Genomic DNA, 23,869 nt, shown 5'->3' with positions numbered 1-23,869 from the left:
TTCACCCTATCCTATAAAATATAACGACTAAGATCTTTATCAGCAACGATGTTACCAATTTTGTCTTCAACATAACTTTCAGTAATTGTTATGTCACCCATTTGCATATCTGGACCCTCAAATAGTAAATCTTCAAGTAATTTTTCAAGAATTGTATGCAGTCTGCGTGCACCAATATTTTCAGTATCGTGGTTAACGTTGTAAGCAATTTCAGATATTTTCTCAATTGCTTCAATTGTAAATGTCACATTAATATTATCAGTGCCAATTAAAGCAATATATTGTTTAATTAAGGCATTATGAGGTTCTGTAAGAATTTTAACAAAATCTGCTTGGCTCAAATCATCTAATTCAACTCGAATTGGGAAACGACCTTGAAGTTCAGCAATTAAATCGCTAGGTTTACTTTCATGAAAAGCACCTGATGCAATAAACAAGATATGATCAGTATTAATAACACCATATTTAGTTGAAATTTGAGAGCCTTCAACAATTGGTAAAATATCACGTTGTACGCCTTCTCTAGAAACTTCACCACTATTTTTTTGAGATTTTGAAGTAATTTTATCAATTTCATCAATAAAAATAATTCCAGTGTTTTCAGCACGTTCAATTGCAGCTTGATTGATATCTGCTACATTAACTAATTTTTTTGATTCTTCACGAATTAAAATTTTACGGGCTTCTGCTACGGTTAACGTTCTTTCTACTTGGCGTGTTGGTGTTAATGCACTTAAGGTATCTCCTAAGTCGATGCCCATTTGTCCCATCATGCCATTCATACCAGAAGGCTGTTTAGGTTCATCAACTTTAATTGTCACTTCGTTATTTTCTAATAAACCACGACTTAGTTGTTCCGATACAGATAGTCGTTCATTTCTAATGTCGTCAGTGACCTCTTCTTCATCTTTTGCATCTAATCCGGCAGGTATTTGACCTTTTTGAATTTGAGACATCATTTGCATAAGATTAACATTCTCGGCTTTTTTTTGTTTTTTAATACCCGGAACTAGAAGTTTTACAAGGCGTTTATCAGCCATACGTTCAGCTGCGCCTGAAACACGGCCATATTGAGCATCTTCTTCTAATTTAATTGACACGTCAACCAAGTCACGTACCATTGATTCAACATCACGTCCAGCGTAACCAACTTCAGTGAATTTTGTTGCTTCAACTTTAATAAATGGTGCTTCAAGCATTGTTGCCAAACGACGAGCAATTTCAGTTTTACCTACACCAGTTGGCCCAATCATCATTAAATTTTTAGGTGTAACATCTTTTTGCATTGATTCAGAAAGTTGCATCCGACGATATCTATTACGTAATGCAACAGCAATGGCCTTTTTTGCATCATTTTGACCGATAACGTATTGATCTAGTTCTGTAACAATCTGTTTTGGTGTTTTATCACTTATAGTCATAAATTTACCCGCTTTCTATAATTCTTCTGAGATGACATGATGGTTAGTAAAAATATCAATATCACCGGCAATATTAATTGATGCCTCAGCAATTTCTTTAGCTGACATATCAGTTGTATGATGCTTAAGTGCCTTTGCAGCAGACAAAGCAAAATTTCCGCCAGATCCGATTGCTAAAATGTCATCGTCAGGTTCAATTACTTCTCCACTACCAGAAACTAATAACATTTCATTACTGTTCATTACAATCAAAAGTGCTTCTAATTTTTGTAAGGATTGTTCACTACGCCAATCCTGAGCTAATTCAACTGCTGCACGTTGTAAATTACCACTAAATTCATTTAATTTTTTTTCAAATCGTTCTTCAAGATTAAATGCGTCGGCAACGCTACCAGCGAAACCAACAACTACTTGATCGTTATATATGCGACGAACTTTTCTAGCAGTCCCCTTCATAATAACTTTTTCACCCATTGTGACTTGGCCATCACCGGCCATTGCACAGTGACCATTATGCTTAACGGCACAAATTGTTGTTGCATGAAATGAAACAGTTGCCATAATAAACTCCTCCATGTTTCTCATTTATTGTATAAAAAAACTTCATTGAACGCTACTACTGTAGCACAACAATGAAGTATAACTCAATTATTTTATCAGATATTTCATAAATATTTAAAGACTTGGTTTAACAATTGCTAAATGCTCTAGAGCACGATTTGCAACCGCTTGATTTTTTTCTTGTTTATCTCGAATTTTTGTGCCTAATTTAGGGATAATACCAAAGTTAGCATTCATCGGCTGAAAATGTTTACCACTGGCATGTGTTATATAATGGGCCATAGCTCCCATCACAGTTGTTTTAGGAAGTACGACTAGCTCTTCTCCTAAAACAAGATGTGCGACATTGATCCCTGCTAATAATCCACTTGCAGCACTTTCTACATAGCCTTCAACACCTGTCATTTGACCAGCAAAAAATAAATCATTTCTAAATTTAGACTGATATGTTGGTTCCAGTGTATCAGGAGAACGCATAAATGTATTACGATGCATAACACCATAACGAACAAATTCAACATTTTCTAAACCTGGAATTCGTGAGAAAACTTTCTTTTGTTCGCCCCATTTAAGATGCGTTTGGAAACCAACAATATTGTATAAGTCTCCGACTGCATTGTCTTGACGCAATTGGACAACGGCAAAAGGTGTTCTACCAGTCTTAGGGTCTTCTAATCCAACTGGTTTTAAAGGGCCAAATAACATTGTTTTAGCGCCTCTTCTAGCCATTTCTTCAATTGGCATACAACCTTCGAAAAATTTTTCATCTTCAAAATCATGCATTTCAGCAGTTTCGGCCCCTATTAGTGCCTTATAAAAGGTTATAAATTCCTCTTTAGTCATTGGACAATTAAGGTATGCAGCATCACCTTTATCATATCGTGATTTTAAGTAGATTTTATCCATATTTAATGATGATTTTTCTAAAATTGGTGCAGCTGCATCATAAAAATAAAGTCCCTCACTACCATTTAATTGTTTAATTGATTCTGCTAAACCTGATGATGTTAAAGGACCTGTCGCAACAATTGTTGGACCTTTTGGTAGTTCAGTTAACTCTTCATTGATAACCGTAATATTTTCATGATTTTTAACTAAATCAGTTATCTCACCAGAAAATTTATCACGGTCAACGGCTAGCGCACCGCCAGCCGGAATTGCATTATGGTCAGCTGACTTCATAATAACTGAATCTAACTGTCTCATCTCTTCCTTCAAAAGACCAACGGCATTCGTAATTTGATTAGCTCTTAAAGAATTCGTACAAACTAGTTCAGCAAAATTCTCAGTATGATGCGCTGGTGTCATTTTGATAGGGCGCATCTCGTATAAATTAACATGAACTCCTCGCTTGGCAATCTGCCATGCAGCTTCACTACCGGCAAGACCAGCACCGATTACATTAACGCTAGTATTTTCCATTATATAATCCCCCTGCTAGTTAGATTCAATTATTTTTGAACCGCTTCTTCATAGTCACAATTACTACATTTGACTTGTTTTCCACCTTTTACTTTTTTCTCAATTAAGTAATGTTGACATTTAGGACATTCGCGACCAATAGGTTTATCCCATGATACGAATTCACAATCTGGGTATCTTGAGCAACCATAGAATAAACGATTTCGTTTAGATTTACGTTCAATTACTTCACCTTGATGACACAATGGACAAGTTACACCAATTTCTTTAACGATTGCTTTTGTATTACGACAATCTGGAAAACGCGTACATGCAAAGAATTTGCCATATCGGCCCATCTTAATAACCATCGGTGACCCACAAATTTCACAATTAAATCCAGCTGGTTCATCTTTAATTTGAACTTTCTCAATTGTTTCTTGGGCATGTTCAACATTTTTTGAAAATGGTTTATAAAAATCATCAACAACTTTAACCCAATTTTCGTCTCCGACTTCAATGTTATCAAGACCTTTTTCTAATTCAGCAGTAAATTTAACATTCACAATATCACTAAAATAAGCTTCAATCATATCATCTACAATTTCACCCAGTTCAGTTGGTTCAAAACGCTTAGCAATTAATTTCACATAATATCGACGTTGAATAGTATCCAAGGTTGGTGCATACGTTGATGGCCGTCCAACACCATTTTCTTCAAGTGTTTTAATTAAATTTGCTTCAGTGAATCTAGCAGGTGGCTGAGTAAAATGTTGGTTAGGCTGATTTTTAGCTAACTTAACATGATCGCCAACTTTTAAATCCGGTAAAATATTATCAGTCTTTTTGTTATCCTCATAAATTTTTGTATAACCTGCAAACTTAGTCTTTGACCCAGCAGTATGATAAGTAACGCCATTTTGTTCAATAGATACAGACATTGTATCCATTACAGCTGGTGTCATTTGACTGGCAACAAATCGCGACCAAATTAATTTATATAACTTCATTTGATCATTACTTAAATAATCCTTCATTGAAGCAGGTGTACGTAAAACAGAGGAAGGTCTAATTGCTTCATGTGCGTCCTGTGCACCTTCTTGTAATTTACCTTTGCGTGGCTTAATAGCTGCATAATCTTCACCATACTTTTCGTGTAAAAATTGAGCAGTTTCATGTTTGGCAGTCGTAGATACACGAGTCGAATCGGTACGCATGTAAGTGATTAAACCAACAGTACCCTGTTTTCCGAGATGAATTCCTTCATATAATTGTTGTGCAACCATCATCGTTTTTCTTGTACGAAAGTTTAATTTTCTATTAGCATCTTGTTGCATTGTACTTGTAGTAAATGGTAAAGCTGGAAATCTTTTACGTTCTTTTTTTGTGACAGCGGTGATATCAAAATCTTGTTTTGTATCAATTAATGCCATTACTTTTTTAACATCTTCATTATCATGAAGTGTTTTTTTCTTTCCCTTAATACCATAAAAAGCTGCATCAAATTTCTCTTTACCTTTTTTAAATTCAGAATCAATAGTCCAGTATTCCTCCGGTATAAAGGCACGAATTTCTTTTTCTCTATCAATAATTAAATTCAAAGCAATAGACTGAACTCGACCAGCACTTAAGCCTTTTTTTATTTTAGCCCATAATAAAGGACTAATTGAATAACCAACTAATCTATCTAAAATACGGCGAGCTTGTTGTGCATCAACTAAATTCATATCAATTGATCTAGGATCGTTAAAAGCATTCTTAACTGCATCTTTTGTAATTTCATTAAAAACAACACGATTTTTGTCCGTGATATCTAAATCTAAAATATGAGATAAATGCCATGCAATTGCCTCACCTTCACGATCAGGATCGGCTGCTAGATAAACATTTTTAGCTTTTTTAGCTTCTTTTTTTAAACTTTTAATAACATCGCCTTTACCACGAATTGAAATGTAATGAGGATCATAGTTGTTTTCAACGTCAACTCCCATTTTACTTCGTGGTAAATCTCTAATATGTCCAAGACTAGCGACAACATGGTAGTTGCTGCCTAGGTATTTTTCAATTGTTTTAGCCTTAGAAGGTGATTCAACAATAACTAGATTTTTTTTTGCCGGCGTTCTTTTTTTCTTTTTGGTTACTGGCATAATTGAACTCCTTCGTAGTATTTATATTGTAAGCAATAACATTTTTAAAATCGTTAGTAATCTTAAAGCATATTAGAGAGACTTGTCAAGCGTAACTAGTTTTCATAGAACTCTGCAAGTATCTGTTCACCATTAATAATCGGCATTGCACCGGCTATTATTAGTTCATTACACCCAAGTGAAAGAGGACTAATAATTGAACCGGGTACAGCTAGTACTGTGCGATTTTCTTGCAATGCTAAATTGGCAGTTATAAGACTACCACTATGGTGTTTAGCCTCTGTAACTAATAAGCATTCACAAAGGCCTGCAATAATTCGATTTCTTTCAGGGAAATGATTACGTTGTGGTCCTGTATTCAGTCCGTACTCAGATAATAAAAGTCCCTTTTTGCTAATTTCAATCTGTAATTCTTCATTAATTTTTGGATAATAAATATTTAAACCTGTACCAATAACAGCAATTGTATCTGCTCCGTTAGCTATTGTAAATTGGTGTGCCAAGGTATCAACGCCGGCTGCTAATCCGCTTAAAATTACCTTATCATTTTGGATACTATTTGGTAATAATAATTGTATTACTTCTATTGAATAGTTAGTTCTTTGCCGAGCACCAACAACAGCAAGTGATTGTCGATTTAATAATTGCGTATTTCCTCGCATAAAAAGAACAATTGGTGGTCGATAGCATTCTTTTAGTCGATACGGATAGTCCTCATCAATAATAGTCACAATTGTTGAATGTAACTTATTGGTAATAACCTCATTTTCCAATGAAATACTAGTATAAGCTTTACTGAAACTAGCTATTTTTTTACTATTTAAATTTAAAATGGATTTAATTACATCTAGAGTTAAATCAGTACAACTTGGATTCTGTTGTAACCAATCAAAAATTTTATTTTCGCCAATATACGTTATTTCAGAACATAGTCTAAGTTTAATTAAAGTGTCTCTTATTGTCATTGTTTCTCCTTATTAGTCATTAATACTAATAAGGTACGCAATTTATTTCATTATTTTTTTAGCATAGATTTAATTGGTTCAAATGTTCGACGATGAATTGGAGTGACTCCTAGTTTGCTAAGTCCTGCTAAATGTTTTTTAGTTCCATATCCATCATTATGATTGAAATCGTATCCTGGATATAATTCATTGTAAAAGTTCATGAGATGATCCCGGTAAACCTTAGCAACGATACTAGCAGCAGCAATACTAGCACTTTTAGAATCGCCTTTAATGAAACTTTTCTGTGGAATATCGCTATCAATCGTCATAGCATCAATCAATAATTGTTGTGGTTTCACGTCCAATGAATTAACAGCTTCTAACATAGCAATTCTTGATGCTTGATATATATTAACTTCATCAATTGTTTGATTATTTATCACAGATATACCAACTGAAACAGCTGTAGCTAATATTTCAACGTATAATGCTTCACGCATAGATGCAGATAATTTTTTCGAATCATTCACGTCAATTAGATTGAAATTATGAGGTAAAATAACTGATGCACTAACAACTGGACCAGCTAACGGTCCTCTTCCAACCTCATCAATACCAGCGATGTAAGGAATACCATTCTGCCATAGGTCTCTTTCTATTACTAACCTACGATTAAATAATTCTTGGTGTTCAACTAGTTTTTTTTGTCTATTATTATATTGGATTAAAAGCTTAATAACTCCTTTGCGAGAGTCTTTAGCTATTTCTTGCATAAAGTTATCCGATGGATTATTCAATAAATGTTCTTTTACTTGAGAAATTGTAAATTTGGTCACAACTATTCGCCACCCAATTGAGGGATTTCTAAGGTATAACGACCAAGTTTACCTTGTCTAATATCAAATATAATTCTCTCACTCGCACGATCATAATCTTCTTTGAAACCCATTTTTTTTGTTAAATCTAATAATAAATCAACATTACTTAACTGCATTTGTTCATCCGTTAATTTATATTTCTCTTGTAATGCCTTTGGATTTGTTTGTTTAAAATGTTCTAATCCGTATAATGCAATGTCATCTTTTGCATATAAAGAGTCTTTTATTGCTCCTGTTAAAGCAAGGCGTTTACCGATTTCTTGATCTTCAAATTTGGGCCATAAAATACCTGGTGTATCTAAAAGAGACATTGATTTTCCGGCTTTTAACCATTGCTGTGCTTTTGTCACCCCAGGTCTATTTCCAGTTATGGCGACATTTTTACTTAACAAATGATTTAGTAACGTCGATTTTCCAACATTCGGAATTCCGATACACATTACCTTAACTCGTTGTTGGAGGATACCTTTACTTTCTCGTAACGCTATTTTATCTTTTAAAACAACGTTAATTTTTTTCTCGATAGCGTTAAGTTGTCCGTGTTGACTATCTACTGCAACTGCCGGAATTCCATTGTTTTCATAGTACTGTAGCCAACGTGCAGTAACGTTCGGATCGGCCATATCTTTTTTTGTTAAAACCATAATATGAGGTTTTGTTGCAAGTAATTGCTCAAGTTGTGGATTTCTAGATGATTCAGGCAATCTTGCATCAACTAATTCAAGTACGATATCTACTAAGTTTAATTTTTCCTTTACTAATCTTAAGGCTTTTGCCATATGTCCTGGGAACCATTGGATTACTGTCATTTAAATTCTCCTTGTTAAGCCAAGTAAACTTTTAATTAACTTGCTTAATTCTTTATATTTAACTCTCTTAATCAGAATACCTTAATTTGTGCACAAAAAGAAGAGAGTTCCGCTATTTAGTTTCGCCCTCTTCAGTCTTTTATTAATTTGTTAATGATTTAATTGCCGCATCATAGGCAGGATCATTTTTTGAAATTTTTTTCTGAACTAATGTTTCAATTTTTAAAGCAGTATCTTTATTAACTTCGCCCGTTTGAGTTAAATTATTTTCTTTTTGTAACATTTTTACTGCATTAACCGTTGATGTACCAAAGTAACCATTATTTTTGTCTTTATAATAATTAAGTGCGCTTAAGTAAACTTGAATCGTTTTAACTTGAGGTGTAACGTCTTCATATTTATATGTTTTATCAGTATTAATTAGTGGTGAATAAGCATACGCAGGATAATCAGCTGAAATAGTAGGCTTAATCCCTTTTTTATTAATCCAAGAACCATCAGGTGTTAGCCATTTAGCAATGGTAACTTTTAATTCTGTTTTATCTGTAAAGGTATTGATTGTTTGAACGGTCCCTTTTCCATACGATGTTGACCCAATTAGTTTATCATTACCAGATTGATTAAGTGCGGCTGCTAAAATTTCAGAAGCACTTGCACTATCTTTATTAATGATAACAGCTGTTTTTTCTGTGACTTTAAATCCTGAGTCATATTTTTTACCAGCCTTATATACTTCAGGAGAACCAGTTTTAGCTTGTACCTGCATAATTGTTTGACCATCTTTTAAGAACATTGATCCAATCGCTAATGCTTGATCCATAAGGCCACCTGGATTATCTCGAACATCAATGACAAACGATGTAGCGCCATCTTTTCTAAGTGACTTCACTGCTGATTTAACTTCTTTAGAAGTATCCTCAGAAAATGTACTAATTTGAATATATCCTACTTTTTTATTCTTTTTCGAAATGCTACTATAGACTGTTTTAACAGGAATATCATCTCGTTTTATTGAAACATTAAATGTTGATGAATCACGTTTAATAGTTAGTTTAACTATCGTTCCTTTTTTCCCTCGTATTTTGGAAACAGCCTTCTCTAGACTGAGACCATAAATGGATTTACCATCTATTTTTTGGATAATATCATCTGTCTTCAAACCAGCTTTTTTAGCTGGTGTTCCTTTAATAGCTGAAACAATCTGAATATCTTTCTTGTTAATTTTGACTTCAGCACCAATTCCAACAAATTTACTAGAAATAGTTGAATTTAAATTAGTCGCATCTTCTTCACCTAAATAGGCCGTAAATTTATCTCCAGTAGAATCGACCATACCATTGATAGCCCCATCGACTAATTTTTTCTTACTGATATTTTTATAATAAGAATTATTTAGTGCCGAATAAACAGACTCAATTTTGGCTAAATCTGAACTAGTCGTTTGTAATGACCCAACTAATGTATTAATTTGACTAATTGCAAAAAAATACATTGCAGCAGCTCCGACTATAAAAGATAAACAAATTGACCCTATTAAGGTCCAAAAATGACGATCAAATCTAAAACGTTTTTCTTTTTTATCTTTTTCCATAATTTAATTCCCCACTAATTCATTTTGTCTAAATATCGGGCCCAAGCGTCATCAAAAATTGTCATTGAAGGTAAATATCCTGCATTTAATTCAAGATAATTAGAAAGAAAGTCATACTTATCTGACAATTTAGGAAAACTTTGATCATAAAATGCATTATTTGCAAATTGGGACACCTCATCCGTGCCGTGATCGTTACGTTCGGTCATTAAAAATTGATAAAATGTTTGTCTCATAAATTGATACCTCATTTAATTTAAAGGGATAGAAACATCGAATTTAAAAACATTCGTTTTTAAATCAATTTTGGTTGCACTAGCTTGTATACCATTCTCAATATCTAGTTTTTTTAAGTTAAGCATAATTGTTTGTTCTTTGCTATTAATCGTAATCCAATTTGGTAAATCATATGCATTTTTTACATAATCCATTATAAATTTTTTAGGAACTGGTAATGAACCTACAGCAACAGATTTTGCTTTTAACAAGATATTACCATCATCTGTTACAACTGGATCTGAATATAATGTGAATGAAATATTTTGTCCTAAAATTTTTGTTGTGCCCATTAATATGGCAGATTTATCTACTAAAAACCGATATTTAATTGATTGACCTTTTTGAATTGATTTTAAATAATAATTAATGGTTCCGTTAAGTTGTTCCTTGTTCATTTCCACGCTTAGTTCTGTTCTTTTTGTTGCTTTTGAAGTGGTTTGAGTTGTTAGTGTCTTTTGATCTTGGGATTGGTTCATAATACTAACGGAAAAATAAAGTAGTACGCCAATCAATAAAGAAAATAATATGATAAACGCAACTTTCCATGCGTTAAAAGTGGTTGATGTTTTTTCTGTTCTTTTCGGCATAATTCTCCTCATTATTTAAATAAATGATGTTCTTCCATTGATTTGAACAACAAATCAGTCATTTTTTTATAACCTTTTTTATTTGGATGAAAATGATCAGTTATAGAAATATAGTTGTTTTTTTCATCTTTTTCTTGCAAGACACTTTCAAGATTAAAACTAGATAAATCAGATAAATCTGAGCTACCCAAAGTCTTAGCTAATTTACCTGCTTTACCATAATATTGTCCTTCAGAAAGCTGTTTTTCAACACTAACAAAATAACTATTTTTATCATTTTTAACAACCTTGTTGGTTACGTTATTCCATGATTTAACAATCGTTTTCATACTACTCATTTCGGGGAAATAAACGTAAAATGGGTTATACACTCCTATAACGTAGATAGGCGCGCTATTATTATATTTTCTAATCTCTTTAAATAAATCATTTAAATTTTTTGTATAAGTCATTTTTTCAGTATCAATAGCTTTATTTAACTTATCAGTATCATTAGATAAAATGTTTTTTTGTATAACCTGTAATAGGTCATTCCCACCAACTGTTAATGTAATAACATTGGCTTTTTTTAACGTTTTTTGCATTTTGGGTTGTTTCTTTAATCTGCTATAAATTTGATCACTTCGATCTCCTGATAAACCAAAGTTAGAGGCAGTTACTTTCATATTTTTATCAGTATTTATTTTTTCTGTAATTAATGAAACGAATCCACCTTTATTCGTTTCATCTCCGACACCCTGCGTTAAAGAATCACCAAGGGATACTAGCTTAAGAGCTGTTTTTTTATGGGGCACTGTTATTAAAGAATGATTCGAAAAATGGCCGGTTGCAAACCACAGCCCACTAAATATAAGACCACTTAGTACTAAAATACTTAAAATAGTAATGGAAAAGCTTTTAAAAAATTTCAAAAAATCATTCCTTTATTTAATTAAAAAAACCGGACAAAAACAGCTGTTTTTGGACCAGTTTAAAAATAATTATTTAATATATTAGTCTTTATCTGTGTAGAACATCACTGCAAAAGCCCCTGGACCACCATGCGTCGCAATAATAGGTGCTGTCTGTCGAACTAGAATATCAACTTTTGGGACTGCTGTTTGTAATAAATCGCGAACTTCAAAGGCCTTTTTTTCATTTCCAGCATGAGAAATACCTACTGCTTTAACATTAGGTGTACTTTTCAATTCTTCAACTAAATCTGCAATAAATCTGTTAACCGTCTTCATACCGCGGCCTTTATTTTTAATTTTTAATTCGCCATCAATCATTTCCAAGATAATCTTCATATTTAAAACACTTGAAAGAACACCAGTTAATCTTGATATACGTCCACCTTTAACCAGATTATCCAGAGTCATAACGGCCATATTTAAAGTTGAATTCTTACGGATTTCAGAAATTTTTGTTAAAATATCATCCATTGATGCACCCAAATTTGCTAACTTAGCAGCTGCCAAGACTTGAAAAGCCATACCTCGATCAGTAGAGCGAGTATCAACAACGGTTACATCGGATTGACTCATTTCTGCAGCTTGCTCTGCAGTATGAACCGTACCACTAATTTGGTCAGTCATGTTAAGTGAGAGAACTTGGCTACCATCTGCCCCAAGACTGTCAAACATTTCTACAAAAGTACCAATTGGTGGCTGACTTGTTTTAGGTAACGTTTTTGACGTTTCCATTTTAGTCTCAAATTCGTCATTTGTAATTGATTCACCTTCAACGTAAATAGTATCATCAATCATAACGCTTAGAGGTATAATGCTAATGTCATTTTCTTTTATTTCATTATCTGTTAATCCAACAGATGAATCCGTTATTATTTTAATTTTTTTCATGTTTCTTCATCCACACTTTCTTAACAAAAGTTTTTAATCATGATACAATAATGTCACTATAAACTTTTCTATTTATAATGTCTAGTATATCAGAATTACTGGTCTATTTCACATAGAAATTGATGACTGAGGTGTTTTTTTGGAACATAATTACAGTAGAAGGTATCTCATCTTAAATGAGGTATTAAACGCGGTGACTCATGGTATTGGTCTTGGATTAAGTATAGCGGGATTGATTTTTTTACTTATTAAAGGTGCTCATGATGGTAGTGCATTAGAAATTACCTCGTATGCTATATATGGTTCATCTTTGGTACTGCTGTACTTAACTTCTACCCTATTTCATAGTTTAATATTTACACGAGCAAGAACTGTTTTTCAAATCTTCGATCATAGTAGTATCTATATTCTGATAGCAGGTACTTATACGCCTTATTGTCTTCTCTCTGTTGGTGGGGCATTAGGTTGGACACTATTCGGAATCATCTGGATGATGACCGTTTTAGGAATTATTTATAAATCAATTTGGTTGGGCCATTTTAAAACAATTTCAACCATCATTTATCTAATTATGGGCTGGCTTTGTTTGAGCGCAATGATGCCACTTTATAATAGCCTCGGTACAATTGGGTTCTGGCTACTTGTTTCTGGTGGCATTGCGTTCACAATCGGCGCTGGAATTTATAGTATAAACGGTGTTAAGTACTTACATGTCGTTTGGCATTTATTTGTGATGTTAGGTACAGGATTAATGTTTTTTTCTATTTTATTATATACTTAAAGTTAAAAAGCGAAGACATATCCAATACGGGTATGCCTTCGCTTTTTAATTATTTTTTATCATAAATTCTAAATTCATGGTCATATACATTTTTTTCATCAATAATTCCCGGAATCGTTTCAATTAATTTCCAATGAGTATAATCAATAGGAATCATCACCACATCACCATCAAACGTATTGTTAATCTTTGTTTGATACAATCTATTAACATTTACATACAATTCAGAAAATAATGTTGCGCCACCAATAATAAAAATATCTTCAGAATAAGTTTCTAATAAATTATTCAACTCGGGTATTGAATGAACAATCTTTAGAGTATCCGTTTCAACTAAATCAGTTTTACGTGAAAGAACAATATTAATTCGATTTGGTAATAGTCCCGGAAAACTTTCAAATGTATTTCTGCCCATAACAACAACTTTATTAAGCGTTGTTTTCTTAAAAAATTTTAAATCATTTGGTAGGTACCAGGGTAACTTCCCCTTATATCCAATATGATGTTCATTATCTTCAGCCCAAATAAAATTAATCATTATTGACCCTCCTTAAGTAAATATTAAACTGCAACAGGCGCTTTAATAGGTGGTGCGGGATTATAATCTTCAATTTTAATATCCGTCATATCGTATTCAAAAATACTATTTTTATCAGGATTTAACCATAATTTTGGCATGGGTTGCACTTCACGAGAAAGTTGTTCCTTCACTTGTTCTATATGATTATTGTAAATATGAGCATCGCCTAATGTGTGAATGAATTCACCAACTTCAAGTCCAACCTCTTTAGCAATTAGATGAGTTAATAACGCATAACTAGCAATATTAAATGGTACACCTAAAAAGACATCGCCACTTCTTTGATATAATTGACAACTTAATTTACCATCAGCCACATAAAATTGAAATAAAGTATGGCAAGGTGGTAATGCCACATTTGGTACATCTTCTGGGTTCCAAGCGGACACAATTAATCTTCTAGAATCAGGTGTTTTTTTGATTGCTTCAATAACATCTTTAATTTGGTCAATCGTATCACCTTGTCTAGTTTTCCAATTACGCCACTGACTACCATAAACGTCACCTAATTCACCAAACTTTTTTGCAAATTCATCGTCTTCAATAATTTTATCGCAAAAAAGGTTTTTCTGTACTTCATATTCTTTTTTAAAATCAGTCTCTAAAAGTGATCGATGGCCAAAATCAGTCATATCTGGGCCCGTATACTGAGAACTTTCAATGTAATTTTTAAAAGCCCATTCGTCCCAAATATGATTCTTATGTTTCAATAAATATTGGATATTAGTATCACCTTTTAAGAACCACAGTAACTCACTCTTAATTAAACCAAATGGTACTTTTTTAGTTGTTAGTAGTGGAAATCCTTGACTTAAGTCAAACCTCATTTGATAGCCAAAAAGACTTTTAGTTCCCGTTTTTGTACGATCAGATTTATCATTTCCGTTCATTAAAATATCACGTTCAAGTTGCAAATATGTTTCTTCCATACGAAAATTACCCCTTTTCTGCATATTTACCTAAATAGTCCCAACGATTCATCTTTTCTTCAATTTCATTATCTAAATTATCAATTGACACTTGTAGTTCACTTAATGCTACAAAATCATTGTCATTGATATTCGACATATCACTTTCAGCTTTTTCTTTCTTAGCTTCTAAATTATCAATTGTCTGTTCAATTGTTTCAAATTCTTTTTGTTCAGCATAAGTTAATTTAACTTTTAATTTATCGTCAGAAATGGTGTCGTGTTCGATAATTTTTTCTTTTTTTGATATTGATACGGCATCATCCAGTGATTCTTTAGCAAGGTACGATGTAAATAATCCAGTATAACGATTAATTTTAGCATCGCCTTCAAAAATAAGTAATTGATCTGCAACTTTATCTAAAAAATATCTATCATGTGAGACAGTTATAACTGCGCCATTAAAAGATTCTAAATAGTCTTCAAGTACTGTTAATGTTCCAATATCTAAATCATTTGTAGGTTCATCTAGTAATAAGACATTTGGTTGTTGCATGAGTAATTTCAAGAGATAGAGTCTTCTTTTTTCACCACCGGATAGCTGTCTAATTAATGTCCCATGCATCGATCTTGGAAAAAGAAACTGCTCTAAAAGTTGTGTTGTACTTATTCGTTCGCCATGTTTATTTTCGACATTTTCACCAATTTCATTTAGATAGTTAATCATTCGTTTATCGCCAGGTATGGGTTCAGTTTGTTGCTGGTAATAACCTAATTTAACCGTTTCGCCCATTAGTAATTCGCCAGAGTTAAGTGGTAATTTTCCAGCAATTGCATTTAGTAAACTAGATTTACCAGCACCATTTTTACCGGTAATCCCGATTCTATCGCTCGCCTGAATCAACTCACTAAAATGATCAATAATTTTATGATTTTCTAAGACTAAACTAGCATCTTTTAGCTCAATAACCTTTTTACCAAGCCGCTGTTGGCCTAGTCCAATTGAAACATCTTGATCAATTTGTAATGAATTCATATTTTCTTTTAAATCGTTAAAACGGTTAATTCGTGCTTGTTGTTTTGTTGATCTAGCTTTTGCTCCAGTACGCATCCAAGCTAGTTCCTTTTTATATAGCTGTTGTTCTTTATGCTCAGCGGTAATTTCCTGAGCAACTCTTTCAGCCTTTTGAGCAACGAAATCTTGATAGTTACCTTCATACGAGTGTAATTTACCAAATGATAGTTCTAAAATCTGGTTGGCAATTTGATCTAAAAAATATCGATCATGAGTAACAACAATTAAAGCTCCTTTGTACGTTTTAAGGTAACTTTCTAGCCATTCAATAGAACTAAAGTCCAAATGGTTTGTTGGTTCATCAAGAATTAATAAGTCAGGAGCTTGTATGAGTACTTGCGCCAAGCCGACTCTTTTTTTCTGTCCACCGGATAAGGTTGAGACTTTTTGTGTTAAATCCGTTATTTGTAATTGCGTTAGAATTGTTTTAACGTCATTATCGGCATTCCATGCATCTTCACGATTCATACGATCTTCCGCATCTGAGTAACGTTGCTGTAATTTTTCATCTTCAGGATGTTCACTATAAGCTGTTAAAACAGCTTCATAATGACGAATTGTTTCAAAAATAGGTGAAGCTCCTTCAAAAGCGGCTTCCATAATTGTCATATCATCATTTAATTCTGGTATTTGTTTTAAATAACTCATACGATAGTTATTTGGTTTAATTAAATCTCCTGAATCAGCTGGGTCAAGGTCTGTTAATGCATTTAATAACGTTGTTTTCCCTGAACCGTTAGTTCCAATCAATCCGATTCTATCTTTTTCATTAACAATAAAATTTAAATCATCAAATAATGTTTTTTCGCCGTATGTTTTCTTTAAATGTTCTACCCTTAGTGTTTGCATGTAATCACTCTCTTATCTAATTGATTCTCTTTTATAATTTGTATTACTAAGCGTGCTTTGTAAAAAAAGAGATTAAATGATATTTAATCTCTTTTTTTACGCTAATTTTAACATTAGTTGCTTAGCCACTTTTAATAATTGAGTTGATTCGTTTGGGACTTCTTCTAATAAAATACGATTTTCCAATATGGATAAAATTTGCCCTAATTTTTCACCTGGTTGAATACCAACATCCTTTATTAACTGTCGTCCATTAATTGCCATGTCTTTTTTAGACTTAATTGGAAGTGCAGTATAAGCAACTGTCAGCATTTCTGCATCTAAATTACTATTAAATATTGCTGCAACTTCATTTGCAATTAATAATAATTCTAATCCAGTTTCATACATCAGTTCTCGACTAACGGAATCATGAATAATACCGTTAAGTGCTTTGATAACTATTTGAACGTGTGTAATTAACTCATTTGAACTTTTCCATGAGATTAAAAAATGATTAATATTAGTTTCTGTTATCTTTAGCACATGAATAATTAACGACCAAGCAGCTACTTCTGATGTAAGTTTAATTGATTGCATTTTTGACATATCAGTTAGTTCCGATAAATAATTATTAAATTCGGGACAATATTTTACTAAATCTGATTCAACAAAATGTCGAAGTCCAATTTGAGGATTTTTTCCCAACAGTAATTTAATAAATTCAATATGAATCCGTTCAATAGCAATCTTTTTCAATAGTGGTGCATGTTTTTTTAATGCTTTCTTCGTTTCCATTTCGATTGTGAAATCTAATTGGCTTGCAAATCTAATTGCCCTCATCATTCGTAAAGCATCTTCATTAAAACGTTCATCAGCAGTGCCAACAGCTCTAATGATGTGATTTTCTAAATCTTGTAGTCCGTTGAACAAATCAATAATCCGTCCATCATGTGTCATTGCTAAGGCATTGATTGTAAAATCACGACGTTTTAAATCTTCTTCTAAAGAGCGTACAAATTCAACATGATCTGGACGTCTAAAATCTTGATAGGTTGATTCTGTTCGAAATGTGGTGATTTCATAACCTTCTCCATGATCTAAAACCATAACAGTCCCATGTTGAATGCCTGTATCTACCGTCTTATTAAAAATTTCCTTAATTTCCTCAGGGTATGCACTAGTGGCAATATCAATATCATGGATTGGTAATCCTAAGATAGTATCCCTAACACTTCCTCCGACAAAATATGCTTCAAAACCAGCATTTTCAATGGCTTTAATCACTGGTTCAGCATTAATGAAATCATCCGCAAGATTGGAAACTATCATAATATATTTTCCAATCCAACTAGTAATTCTTTATATTGTCCAATTTTTTCAGTAGCTAATGCAACACCAGACATGAATGAAATACGGTCAAATGAGTCCTGACGAATAGTTAATGCTTCACCCTCGCCACCAAATAAGACTTGTTCATGAGCAACATAGCCTGGTAAACGGACACTATGAATTCTCATGCCTTCAAAGGCTGCACCTCTCGCACCTGGTAATGTTTCTCTTTCATCAGGGTTGCCTTGAATTTTAGGTTTACGAACTTCAGCAATTAATTTTGCGGTATTTAAGGCTGTACCACTTGGAGCATCCAATTTATTATCATGATGCATTTCAATAATTTCAACGTCAGGTAAATACTTAGCAGCTTGTTGCGCAAATTGCATTAATAAAACAGCTGAAATACCAAAATTAGGTGCAATCAATCCACCTAATTTTTCTGTTTTACATAATTGTTTAAGTTCAGCTATATTATTTTCCGATAAACCCGTAGTCCCAATAACTGGTGACATATGTTTCGAAATAGCAAATTTAGTATTTTCGAAAACAACACTTGGGACAGTAAAATCAATCCAAACATCGGAAACTACGTTTATTTCATCTAGCTTATTGAATATTGGGACATTCTCTGTCTTATAGTCAGTAATTTCATTTATATTTTTTTCTGTAGCTGTAGTACTATAGACTCCAACTAATTCAAATAATGGATTTTCTAAGATCATATTTGTTGTAGTGGCACCCATTCGTCCTTTAAACCCAGCAACCAAAACTTTAATCATAGTAATCCTCCTCATCTTTAATTAATACAATCTAGTTTAACAGATTTATACTAGATTTAAAATGATAGTCAGCAGACATTCATCGATAATATGGTATGATATTTATATTGAATTTATTTCAGGGGGTAGAACTAATCTTAAAAAATGAACGAATTAAAATAATCGATTTAGTAATGATTGCGTTAGGTTGTTGTTTTTATGCATTTGGATTAGCAACCGTTAATATAACAAACCATCTTGCTGAAGGTGGTATAACCGGAGTTACTTTAATTTTACGTTATTGGTTTCATATTGATCCTGCGTATTCAACAATTGCAATTAATGTTCCATTAATCCTTATTGGTTACCGTTTTTTAGGTAAACGATCATTAGTCTATACTATATATGGAACAATAATGTTATCTCTTTTCTTATGGATTTGGCAACGTGTTCCGATTCAAATTAATGTAAATGATGATTTGTTTTTAGCAGGTATCCTTGCTGGTGCTTTTGGTGGCCTTGGGTCAGGCTTAGTATATCGTTTTGGTGGTACTACTGGTGGAACTGATGTAGTGGCTCGAATTTTTGAAAAAACACGTGGTATTCAAATGGGTAAGACAATTCTTGCCCTTGATATTGCTGTTTTGGTCATATCACTTAGCTACTTAGATTTAAGGCATATGATGTATACCCTACTAAGCTCATATGTTTTCTCAAAAATTGTTAACTTCACTCTTGAAGGTAGTTATTCTGGACTTGGCATCTTAATAATTAGTGACCAATATCAAATTATAACTAATGAAATTTGGGATAAATTAGGTAGAGGTGTTAGTTATATCAATGGTGAGGGATCTTATTCTCGCCAAAATAAAAAAATGATTTATGTTGTTATCAACCGTAATGAACTTCATCAGTTGAAGGAAATATTACAAAACCAGGATTCAAATGCTTTTGTTTCAATTAGTAGTGTTAACGAAGTACTGGGACAAGGGTTTAGTTTTAATCGACAAAAAAAGAATAAAATCACTAATATCTTTAATAAATGATTGGTCTTGCGCACTGCGATTTTTGCAGTGCGCTTTATTAGTGTGGTATAGTTAAAGTAACTTATTGTTTATTACTAAAGGAGGCAATTAAATGAATTATCCCTATCAAAAAGCTTTTAATTTATCATTAGAATCCAACTCTTTGTCCCCATCAACAATTTTAGAATATAACTACGATATTCATGATTTTTTTAACTATCTTCTAAATTTTAATGATGCATTCTCTAATCCAATAATGGTTGAAACTATCTTAGAATCAGACGTTCGTCAATATTTAACTATGCTTCAAGATAAAAGAAATATTAAAAATTCAACATATACTAAGGTTTTATCGCATCTGAATGGTTATTTTAAATATTTATTTACCCATCAGATAAATACTCATATTCCAACATTAATGTTAAAAGGAAAAAAAAATATCGCAAATTCTGTTATAACCTTCAATTGGTTAATAGACTTCGACTCTTATCTTTTCAATTCAGAAATTAGCTACTATTCTCGACTTGTTTTATTAATGACACGTCATTTCTTTAAAATTTCAGAAATTTTACAACCTGGTTTCTTCGTTAGCTTTAAACAATTAACATTTACGGAAACAGAGGAATTATTTTTGAAGCAATTCAATACCTATATTAAACAACTACAAATTTTACAAAACTCCAACGATTGCTTTTTAAAACTACGTAAAAATGTTGAAGCACCTTTATTATCTTTACCTGGTCTACACAAATTTTTAAAGAAAGATTTACAATTTATTGCGCCAAATGTTTCACCACGTCTGCTGTACCAGTCAGCTATTTGTTTTTTTATTCTCACTAACAATACGATGACAGATTCGGAAATTATGATGACGTTAAGAATTGATCCAAATTCACTTTTATACTACCGTCATTTAATTATTGAACAAAAATTAATCATATAAACCTTAAAAGGGCAACAAAAAGGAGCCAGAAAAATTCTAGCTCCTTTTTGTTGCCTAAATATTTTTAAATTATGCTACTTTTCGTCATAACTTTATCTAACCAATAGTCTTAATAATTCGTGCTGGATTACCTGCGATTAAAACATTATCAGGTACATCTTTTGTTACCACACTACCAGCACCAACGACGACATTATCTCCAATCGTGACACCAGGTAAAACAATCACTGATCCACCAAACCAACAATCATCACCAATTGTAATTGGTGCATCATATTGCCATCCTTCACGACGTAAATTTTTGTCCATAGAATGATGATTAGGTGTATATAACTGACAATTAGGCCCAATGAAACAGTGTTCTCCAATTGTTATTTGTCCTGCACTTAAAATCTGTAAATTAGAATTAATAAATGTGCCTGACCCTATTTTTAACATTTCCGGCCATTCTATAGTTGAAATTGGAAAATATATTTCAGCAGATTTTTCCATATTAGGTAAGAATTCTTTAAGCATTTTATCTGCATCATTCGTATCATGTGCCGCCAATTTATTTATTTTATAAATAGTTTGTGCACTTGTTTTAACAGTTTTTTGAGCCCATTCTTCTTTAGAATATTGGTACCAATCGCCATCTATAATTTTCTCAGTAATACTTTTTTTACTCAATCGTTCAATTTCTTTTTCATTTAAATCTTTCATGTCCCTACCCCCGATATATAATTTTAGATAATTAATCGCCATTTAAACAACATTACCTATCTAAAATTATATCCTTAATAGCAATTAAAAAGCAAAAAATAATAATATCATTTATAAATATACCATCATAAATTCTATAATCTCTTTTCAAAAATTAAATTTTGGTCATTTTGTTCTATAAAGTGATAATTATTAGTCTTAGCTACTTTCAAACTTTTTATATTATTCAAATCTAGTATTATTTTTAATTTTTTTAACTTATATTCCTTTATAGCTAGTTTCTCAAGTTCTGTTAAGGCCTTTGACATTATTCCGCGTCCTACATACGACTTGTCTAACCAATAACCAACCTCAGCAGTTCCCATATGTAAATCTATTCCATGTAAATCAATCATGCCAACGATATTCTTATTAATTTTTATAGCGAAAATTAATTTAGTTTCATCCTTAAAAGAGTCTCTTAAAAAAATTATTTCATCATTAATCGATTTCAAAGCACTAACCCATGGAAGCCACTCACTTAATTCAAGACGATTACGATTAATTAATTTAAATATTTCAGTACTATCTTCTAATTTTGGTATCACTATCTGATTTATGAGCATTTTAACTCTCCTTCTTTAAAAAATCTTATAAATTGCTAACAAAAAACGCTTATACCAAAAAATGATATAAACGTTTTATTTTAATAATTTATATCATTTTGAATATCAATAATTTCTTGATCATCAGGTACTAAAGCTAAGTAATGTTTAATCGCGTCCTTTAACTCCTCTTGTCGTCCGTTTTCTCTAAAAATAAATATAACAGATCTTAAAAAGTCAACTTGATTAGTAAAATAAGGGTATGCTTCTAAATAATTTTCTTCAGCTTTATCATAATCTTCAAGTCTTTCATATGAAATAGCTAAATTCCAAAATATTTGAGGATCTACATCTCCGTCGCTCTTGATATCTTCTAGTAATTTAATATCTTCATCATCACGTTCTTGCTTAACTAATAAATTACTTAATTGTAATAATATGCCAGTATTATCTGGATTAATATCAATTGCTTTATTTAAATACTTTTCAGCTTGCTTCTCATCGTCCAATTTTAAGGCAACAGTAGCTGCCTGTTCATACAATGTATCATTTACCTCATCAACCGCTAACCCTTCTTGATAGACAAGTAAAGCATCATTTAATCTATTCTCATTTGAAAGTGCTTGGCCAAGAATTGGATATAAGGACGTATAAGAAGGATCTTCTTCCTTCAAATCATAAAGAATATCAATTGCTTTTTGTTGATCATTTAATTGTAGATAGGTTAAACCCATCTGTAACTTAGTATCAGAGTCCATATTTTCTAAATGAATTTGTTCTAAATATGCCATTGCTTTTTCAAACTGCCCACTGTTTGCGTAACTAACACCTAATCTTTGTACTAAGTTAACCTGTGACAGTTCAGTCTGTCCTGATTTAATTAATTCAAGATAAAATCCGATTGCCTGACTAAATTGTTTCGTATTAAAATATAGTTCGCCTAGAGCAAATTGGATAACTTCTTCTTCAGGGGCCAACTTGTATGCAGTTAATAATTTATTTTCACTAACTTCAAACATACCTTGTGTCTGATATAAATCGGCTGCAACCATAAGAGACTGAAGATAAGCTTCTGAATCTTCTTCAATTTCTGACAAATAGTTAAGCGCTTCATCAGATTTTCCTTCACTAATTGCAATATCTGCTAGGAATGTTTTTAAAGTATCTTCTTCTGGATATTTTTCTAATAATCTTTCATAAGTACGTTTAGATTGAGCTAAAAAACCTAAGCTATATAACTCTTCTGCTAAACTAAATAATGTTGCATCATTGTCTTTTCTTAATGCTCTGGCAAATTCTTTCATTGCCTCATCAATTTGTCCTTCGTCCAAGTAGTCTAGCATAATTTCTGAATGCGTCATTAAATAACTTCCCTTCATTATTAAATTAATATGGTTTAGTTTAATCTATCATACACACAATAGCTAGTAATCTCGTACATAACTATTGTCTATAAAATAAATTATAGATTGAAAAAGCTAGTACAAAATGAATTGTACTAGCTTTTTCTAAGTATTATTTAACAGAATCCTTTAAAGCTTTACCTGGTTTAAATGCAGGTACTTTACTTGCAGGGATTTGAATTTCTTCACCAGTTTGTGGGTTACGACCTTTACGAGCAGCGCGTTCACGTACTTCAAAGTTACCGAAACCGATTAATTGAACTTTTTCACCTGTAGCTAATGTGCTTTGGATTGAACCAAATACAGCATCAACTGCGACAGTAGCATCTTTTTTTGTCAATCCTGTTTCTTTTGCAACATTTTCGATTAATTGTGCTTTGTTTGCCATAATGTTTCACCTCCCCTAAAATGTGTCCGAATATTTAAAAATATTCAGCCATTATTATTTAAAATAAATAATAATAATAGAACCAGAGATTACTCTA

The 23,869-nt window shown here is 32.3% G+C and carries 24 protein-coding genes; 3 read left to right on the top strand and 21 right to left on the bottom strand.

Annotated elements, in window-relative coordinates; genetic code table 11:
- Positions 1 to 11 precede the first annotated feature (11 nt).
- The 12 genes from hslU to ACE83Q_RS02280 form a co-directional block, all read right to left on the bottom strand.
- On the bottom strand, positions 12 to 1,421 hold the full coding sequence (gene hslU, locus ACE83Q_RS02335) for an ATP-dependent protease ATPase subunit HslU (protein ID WP_409022533.1): 1,410 nt from the start codon (positions 1,419 to 1,421) through the stop codon (positions 12 to 14).
- Positions 1,422 to 1,436: 15 nt separating this feature from the next.
- Positions 1,437 to 1,982, bottom strand: a complete 546-nt coding sequence (gene hslV, locus ACE83Q_RS02330; protein WP_409022532.1) for an HslVU peptidase proteolytic subunit — start codon at positions 1,980 to 1,982, stop codon at positions 1,437 to 1,439.
- Between the two features lie 114 nt (positions 1,983 to 2,096).
- Positions 2,097 to 3,404 carry an FADH(2)-oxidizing methylenetetrahydrofolate--tRNA-(uracil(54)-C(5))-methyltransferase TrmFO gene (trmFO, locus tag ACE83Q_RS02325; protein WP_409022531.1) on the bottom strand — a complete coding sequence of 436 codons (1,308 nt, stop codon included), beginning with the start codon at positions 3,402 to 3,404 and terminating at the stop codon, positions 2,097 to 2,099.
- Positions 3,405 to 3,433: 29 nt separating this feature from the next.
- On the bottom strand, positions 3,434 to 5,530 hold the full coding sequence (gene topA / locus ACE83Q_RS02320; protein ID WP_409022530.1) for a type I DNA topoisomerase: 2,097 nt from the start codon (positions 5,528 to 5,530) through the stop codon (positions 3,434 to 3,436).
- A gap of 95 nt (positions 5,531 to 5,625) precedes the next feature.
- Positions 5,626 to 6,495 carry a DNA-processing protein DprA gene (dprA, locus tag ACE83Q_RS02315; protein ID WP_409022529.1) on the bottom strand — a complete coding sequence of 290 codons (870 nt, stop codon included), beginning with the start codon at positions 6,493 to 6,495 and terminating at the stop codon, positions 5,626 to 5,628.
- Between the two features lie 50 nt (positions 6,496 to 6,545).
- Positions 6,546 to 7,313: a ribonuclease HII gene (locus ACE83Q_RS02310; protein WP_409022528.1), complete on the bottom strand. Its 768-nt coding sequence runs from the start codon at positions 7,311 to 7,313 to the stop codon at positions 6,546 to 6,548.
- A 2-nt stretch (positions 7,314 to 7,315) separates the two neighbouring features.
- On the bottom strand, positions 7,316 to 8,164 hold the full coding sequence (gene ylqF, locus ACE83Q_RS02305; RefSeq protein WP_409022527.1) for a ribosome biogenesis GTPase YlqF: 849 nt from the start codon (positions 8,162 to 8,164) through the stop codon (positions 7,316 to 7,318).
- Positions 8,165 to 8,306: 142 nt separating this feature from the next.
- Positions 8,307 to 9,755: a S41 family peptidase gene (locus tag ACE83Q_RS02300; RefSeq protein ID WP_409022526.1), complete on the bottom strand. Its 1,449-nt coding sequence runs from the start codon at positions 9,753 to 9,755 to the stop codon at positions 8,307 to 8,309.
- Positions 9,756 to 9,769: 14 nt separating this feature from the next.
- Positions 9,770 to 9,991, bottom strand: a complete 222-nt coding sequence (locus tag ACE83Q_RS02295) for a YozE family protein (protein ID WP_409022525.1) — start codon at positions 9,989 to 9,991, stop codon at positions 9,770 to 9,772.
- Positions 9,992 to 10,006: 15 nt separating this feature from the next.
- Positions 10,007 to 10,621, bottom strand: a complete 615-nt coding sequence (locus ACE83Q_RS02290; RefSeq protein ID WP_409022524.1) for a YpmS family protein — start codon at positions 10,619 to 10,621, stop codon at positions 10,007 to 10,009.
- An 11-nt stretch (positions 10,622 to 10,632) separates the two neighbouring features.
- Positions 10,633 to 11,415 (bottom strand): SGNH/GDSL hydrolase family protein, encoded by a 783-nt coding sequence (locus tag ACE83Q_RS02285; protein ID WP_409022523.1) that lies wholly within the window; start codon positions 11,413 to 11,415, stop codon positions 10,633 to 10,635.
- Positions 11,416 to 11,613: 198 nt separating this feature from the next.
- Positions 11,614 to 12,462, bottom strand: coding sequence for a DegV family protein (locus tag ACE83Q_RS02280; protein WP_409022522.1), 849 nt, complete (start codon positions 12,460 to 12,462; stop codon positions 11,614 to 11,616).
- 139 nt (positions 12,463 to 12,601) lie between these two features.
- Here ACE83Q_RS02280 and trhA point away from each other — a divergent pair, with 139 nt between their 5' ends.
- Positions 12,602 to 13,243 carry a PAQR family membrane homeostasis protein TrhA gene (trhA, locus tag ACE83Q_RS02275; RefSeq protein WP_409022521.1) on the top strand — a complete coding sequence of 214 codons (642 nt, stop codon included), beginning with the start codon at positions 12,602 to 12,604 and terminating at the stop codon, positions 13,241 to 13,243.
- A 49-nt stretch (positions 13,244 to 13,292) separates the two neighbouring features.
- Here trhA and ACE83Q_RS02270 read toward each other — a convergent pair whose 3' ends face one another.
- From ACE83Q_RS02270 to dapB, 5 genes are all read right to left on the bottom strand, one after another.
- Entirely contained in the window at positions 13,293 to 13,781 is a 489-nt protein-coding gene (locus tag ACE83Q_RS02270; RefSeq protein ID WP_409022520.1) for a dihydrofolate reductase, read from the bottom strand.
- Positions 13,782 to 13,804: 23 nt separating this feature from the next.
- Positions 13,805 to 14,752 carry a thymidylate synthase gene (locus tag ACE83Q_RS02265; protein WP_409022519.1) on the bottom strand — a complete coding sequence of 316 codons (948 nt, stop codon included), beginning with the start codon at positions 14,750 to 14,752 and terminating at the stop codon, positions 13,805 to 13,807.
- A 7-nt stretch (positions 14,753 to 14,759) separates the two neighbouring features.
- A complete protein-coding gene (locus ACE83Q_RS02260; protein WP_409022518.1) occupies positions 14,760 to 16,655 on the bottom strand; it encodes an ABC-F family ATP-binding cassette domain-containing protein in 1,896 nt (631 codons plus the stop codon).
- A gap of 96 nt (positions 16,656 to 16,751) precedes the next feature.
- Positions 16,752 to 17,966: a CCA tRNA nucleotidyltransferase gene (locus ACE83Q_RS02255; RefSeq protein WP_409022517.1), complete on the bottom strand. Its 1,215-nt coding sequence runs from the start codon at positions 17,964 to 17,966 to the stop codon at positions 16,752 to 16,754.
- Complete coding sequence (gene dapB, locus ACE83Q_RS02250; protein WP_409022516.1) at positions 17,963 to 18,748, bottom strand: 4-hydroxy-tetrahydrodipicolinate reductase; 786 nt, start codon at positions 18,746 to 18,748, stop codon at positions 17,963 to 17,965. Before dapB ends, ACE83Q_RS02255 begins: the two co-directional genes overlap by 4 nt.
- A 173-nt stretch (positions 18,749 to 18,921) precedes the next feature.
- Between dapB and ACE83Q_RS02245 the strand changes: the two genes are divergently transcribed.
- Positions 18,922 to 19,773 carry a YitT family protein gene (locus ACE83Q_RS02245; protein ID WP_409022791.1) on the top strand — a complete coding sequence of 284 codons (852 nt, stop codon included), beginning with the start codon at positions 18,922 to 18,924 and terminating at the stop codon, positions 19,771 to 19,773.
- Positions 19,774 to 19,864: 91 nt separating this feature from the next.
- Entirely contained in the window at positions 19,865 to 20,695 is an 831-nt protein-coding gene (locus tag ACE83Q_RS02240) for a site-specific integrase (RefSeq protein ID WP_409022515.1), read from the top strand.
- A 96-nt stretch (positions 20,696 to 20,791) separates the two neighbouring features.
- Here the strand turns inward: ACE83Q_RS02240 and ACE83Q_RS02235 are convergent, their stop codons facing one another.
- The 4 genes from ACE83Q_RS02235 to ACE83Q_RS02220 all read right to left on the bottom strand — a co-directional run bounded on the left by ACE83Q_RS02235 (position 20,792) and on the right by ACE83Q_RS02220 (position 23,772).
- Positions 20,792 to 21,397 carry a sugar O-acetyltransferase gene (locus ACE83Q_RS02235; protein WP_409022514.1) on the bottom strand — a complete coding sequence of 202 codons (606 nt, stop codon included), beginning with the start codon at positions 21,395 to 21,397 and terminating at the stop codon, positions 20,792 to 20,794.
- Positions 21,398 to 21,531: 134 nt separating this feature from the next.
- Positions 21,532 to 22,002 (bottom strand): GNAT family N-acetyltransferase, encoded by a 471-nt coding sequence (locus tag ACE83Q_RS02230; protein ID WP_409022513.1) that lies wholly within the window; start codon positions 22,000 to 22,002, stop codon positions 21,532 to 21,534.
- 80 nt (positions 22,003 to 22,082) lie between these two features.
- Positions 22,083 to 23,342 (bottom strand): tetratricopeptide repeat protein, encoded by a 1,260-nt coding sequence (locus ACE83Q_RS02225; RefSeq protein WP_409022512.1) that lies wholly within the window; start codon positions 23,340 to 23,342, stop codon positions 22,083 to 22,085.
- Positions 23,343 to 23,496: 154 nt separating this feature from the next.
- On the bottom strand, positions 23,497 to 23,772 hold the full coding sequence (locus tag ACE83Q_RS02220) for an HU family DNA-binding protein (RefSeq protein ID WP_409022511.1): 276 nt from the start codon (positions 23,770 to 23,772) through the stop codon (positions 23,497 to 23,499).
- Between the last annotated feature and the right edge of the window lie 97 nt (positions 23,773 to 23,869).

The organism is Dellaglioa kimchii, from assembly GCF_046115505.1.
Lineage (GTDB): Bacteria > Bacillota > Bacilli > Lactobacillales > Lactobacillaceae > Dellaglioa > Dellaglioa kimchii.
This window is presented reverse-complemented; position numbering and strand designations above follow the sequence as displayed.

Coding starts and splice junctions, on each gene's coding strand:
- ACE83Q_RS02255 (WP_409022517.1), bottom strand. CDS start 17,966: ATGATAGTTTCCAATCTTGCGGATGATTTCATTAATGCTGAACCAGTG.
- hslU (WP_409022533.1), bottom strand. CDS start 1,421: ATGACTATAAGTGATAAAACACCAAAACAGATTGTTACAGAACTAGAT.
- topA (WP_409022530.1), bottom strand. CDS start 5,530: ATGCCAGTAACCAAAAAGAAAAAAAGAACGCCGGCAAAAAAAAATCTA.
- ACE83Q_RS02230 (WP_409022513.1), bottom strand. CDS start 22,002: ATGCTCATAAATCAGATAGTGATACCAAAATTAGAAGATAGTACTGAA.
- ACE83Q_RS02220 (WP_409022511.1), bottom strand. CDS start 23,772: ATGGCAAACAAAGCACAATTAATCGAAAATGTTGCAAAAGAAACAGGA.
- trmFO (WP_409022531.1), bottom strand. CDS start 3,404: ATGGAAAATACTAGCGTTAATGTAATCGGTGCTGGTCTTGCCGGTAGT.
- ACE83Q_RS02265 (WP_409022519.1), bottom strand. CDS start 14,752: ATGGAAGAAACATATTTGCAACTTGAACGTGATATTTTAATGAACGGA.
- ACE83Q_RS02300 (WP_409022526.1), bottom strand. CDS start 9,755: ATGGAAAAAGATAAAAAAGAAAAACGTTTTAGATTTGATCGTCATTTT.
- ACE83Q_RS02245 (WP_409022791.1), top strand. CDS start 18,922: ATGATTGCGTTAGGTTGTTGTTTTTATGCATTTGGATTAGCAACCGTT.
- ACE83Q_RS02225 (WP_409022512.1), bottom strand. CDS start 23,342: ATGACGCATTCAGAAATTATGCTAGACTACTTGGACGAAGGACAAATT.
- ACE83Q_RS02235 (WP_409022514.1), bottom strand. CDS start 21,397: ATGAAAGATTTAAATGAAAAAGAAATTGAACGATTGAGTAAAAAAAGT.
- dapB (WP_409022516.1), bottom strand. CDS start 18,748: ATGATTAAAGTTTTGGTTGCTGGGTTTAAAGGACGAATGGGTGCCACT.
- hslV (WP_409022532.1), bottom strand. CDS start 1,982: ATGGCAACTGTTTCATTTCATGCAACAACAATTTGTGCCGTTAAGCAT.
- dprA (WP_409022529.1), bottom strand. CDS start 6,495: ATGACAATAAGAGACACTTTAATTAAACTTAGACTATGTTCTGAAATA.
- ACE83Q_RS02270 (WP_409022520.1), bottom strand. CDS start 13,781: ATGATTAATTTTATTTGGGCTGAAGATAATGAACATCATATTGGATAT.
- ACE83Q_RS02280 (WP_409022522.1), bottom strand. CDS start 12,462: ATGAAAAAAATTAAAATAATAACGGATTCATCTGTTGGATTAACAGAT.
- ACE83Q_RS02290 (WP_409022524.1), bottom strand. CDS start 10,621: ATGCCGAAAAGAACAGAAAAAACATCAACCACTTTTAACGCATGGAAA.
- ACE83Q_RS02295 (WP_409022525.1), bottom strand. CDS start 9,991: ATGAGACAAACATTTTATCAATTTTTAATGACCGAACGTAACGATCAC.
- ACE83Q_RS02260 (WP_409022518.1), bottom strand. CDS start 16,655: ATGCAAACACTAAGGGTAGAACATTTAAAGAAAACATACGGCGAAAAA.
- ylqF (WP_409022527.1), bottom strand. CDS start 8,164: ATGACAGTAATCCAATGGTTCCCAGGACATATGGCAAAAGCCTTAAGA.
- ACE83Q_RS02240 (WP_409022515.1), top strand. CDS start 19,865: ATGAATTATCCCTATCAAAAAGCTTTTAATTTATCATTAGAATCCAAC.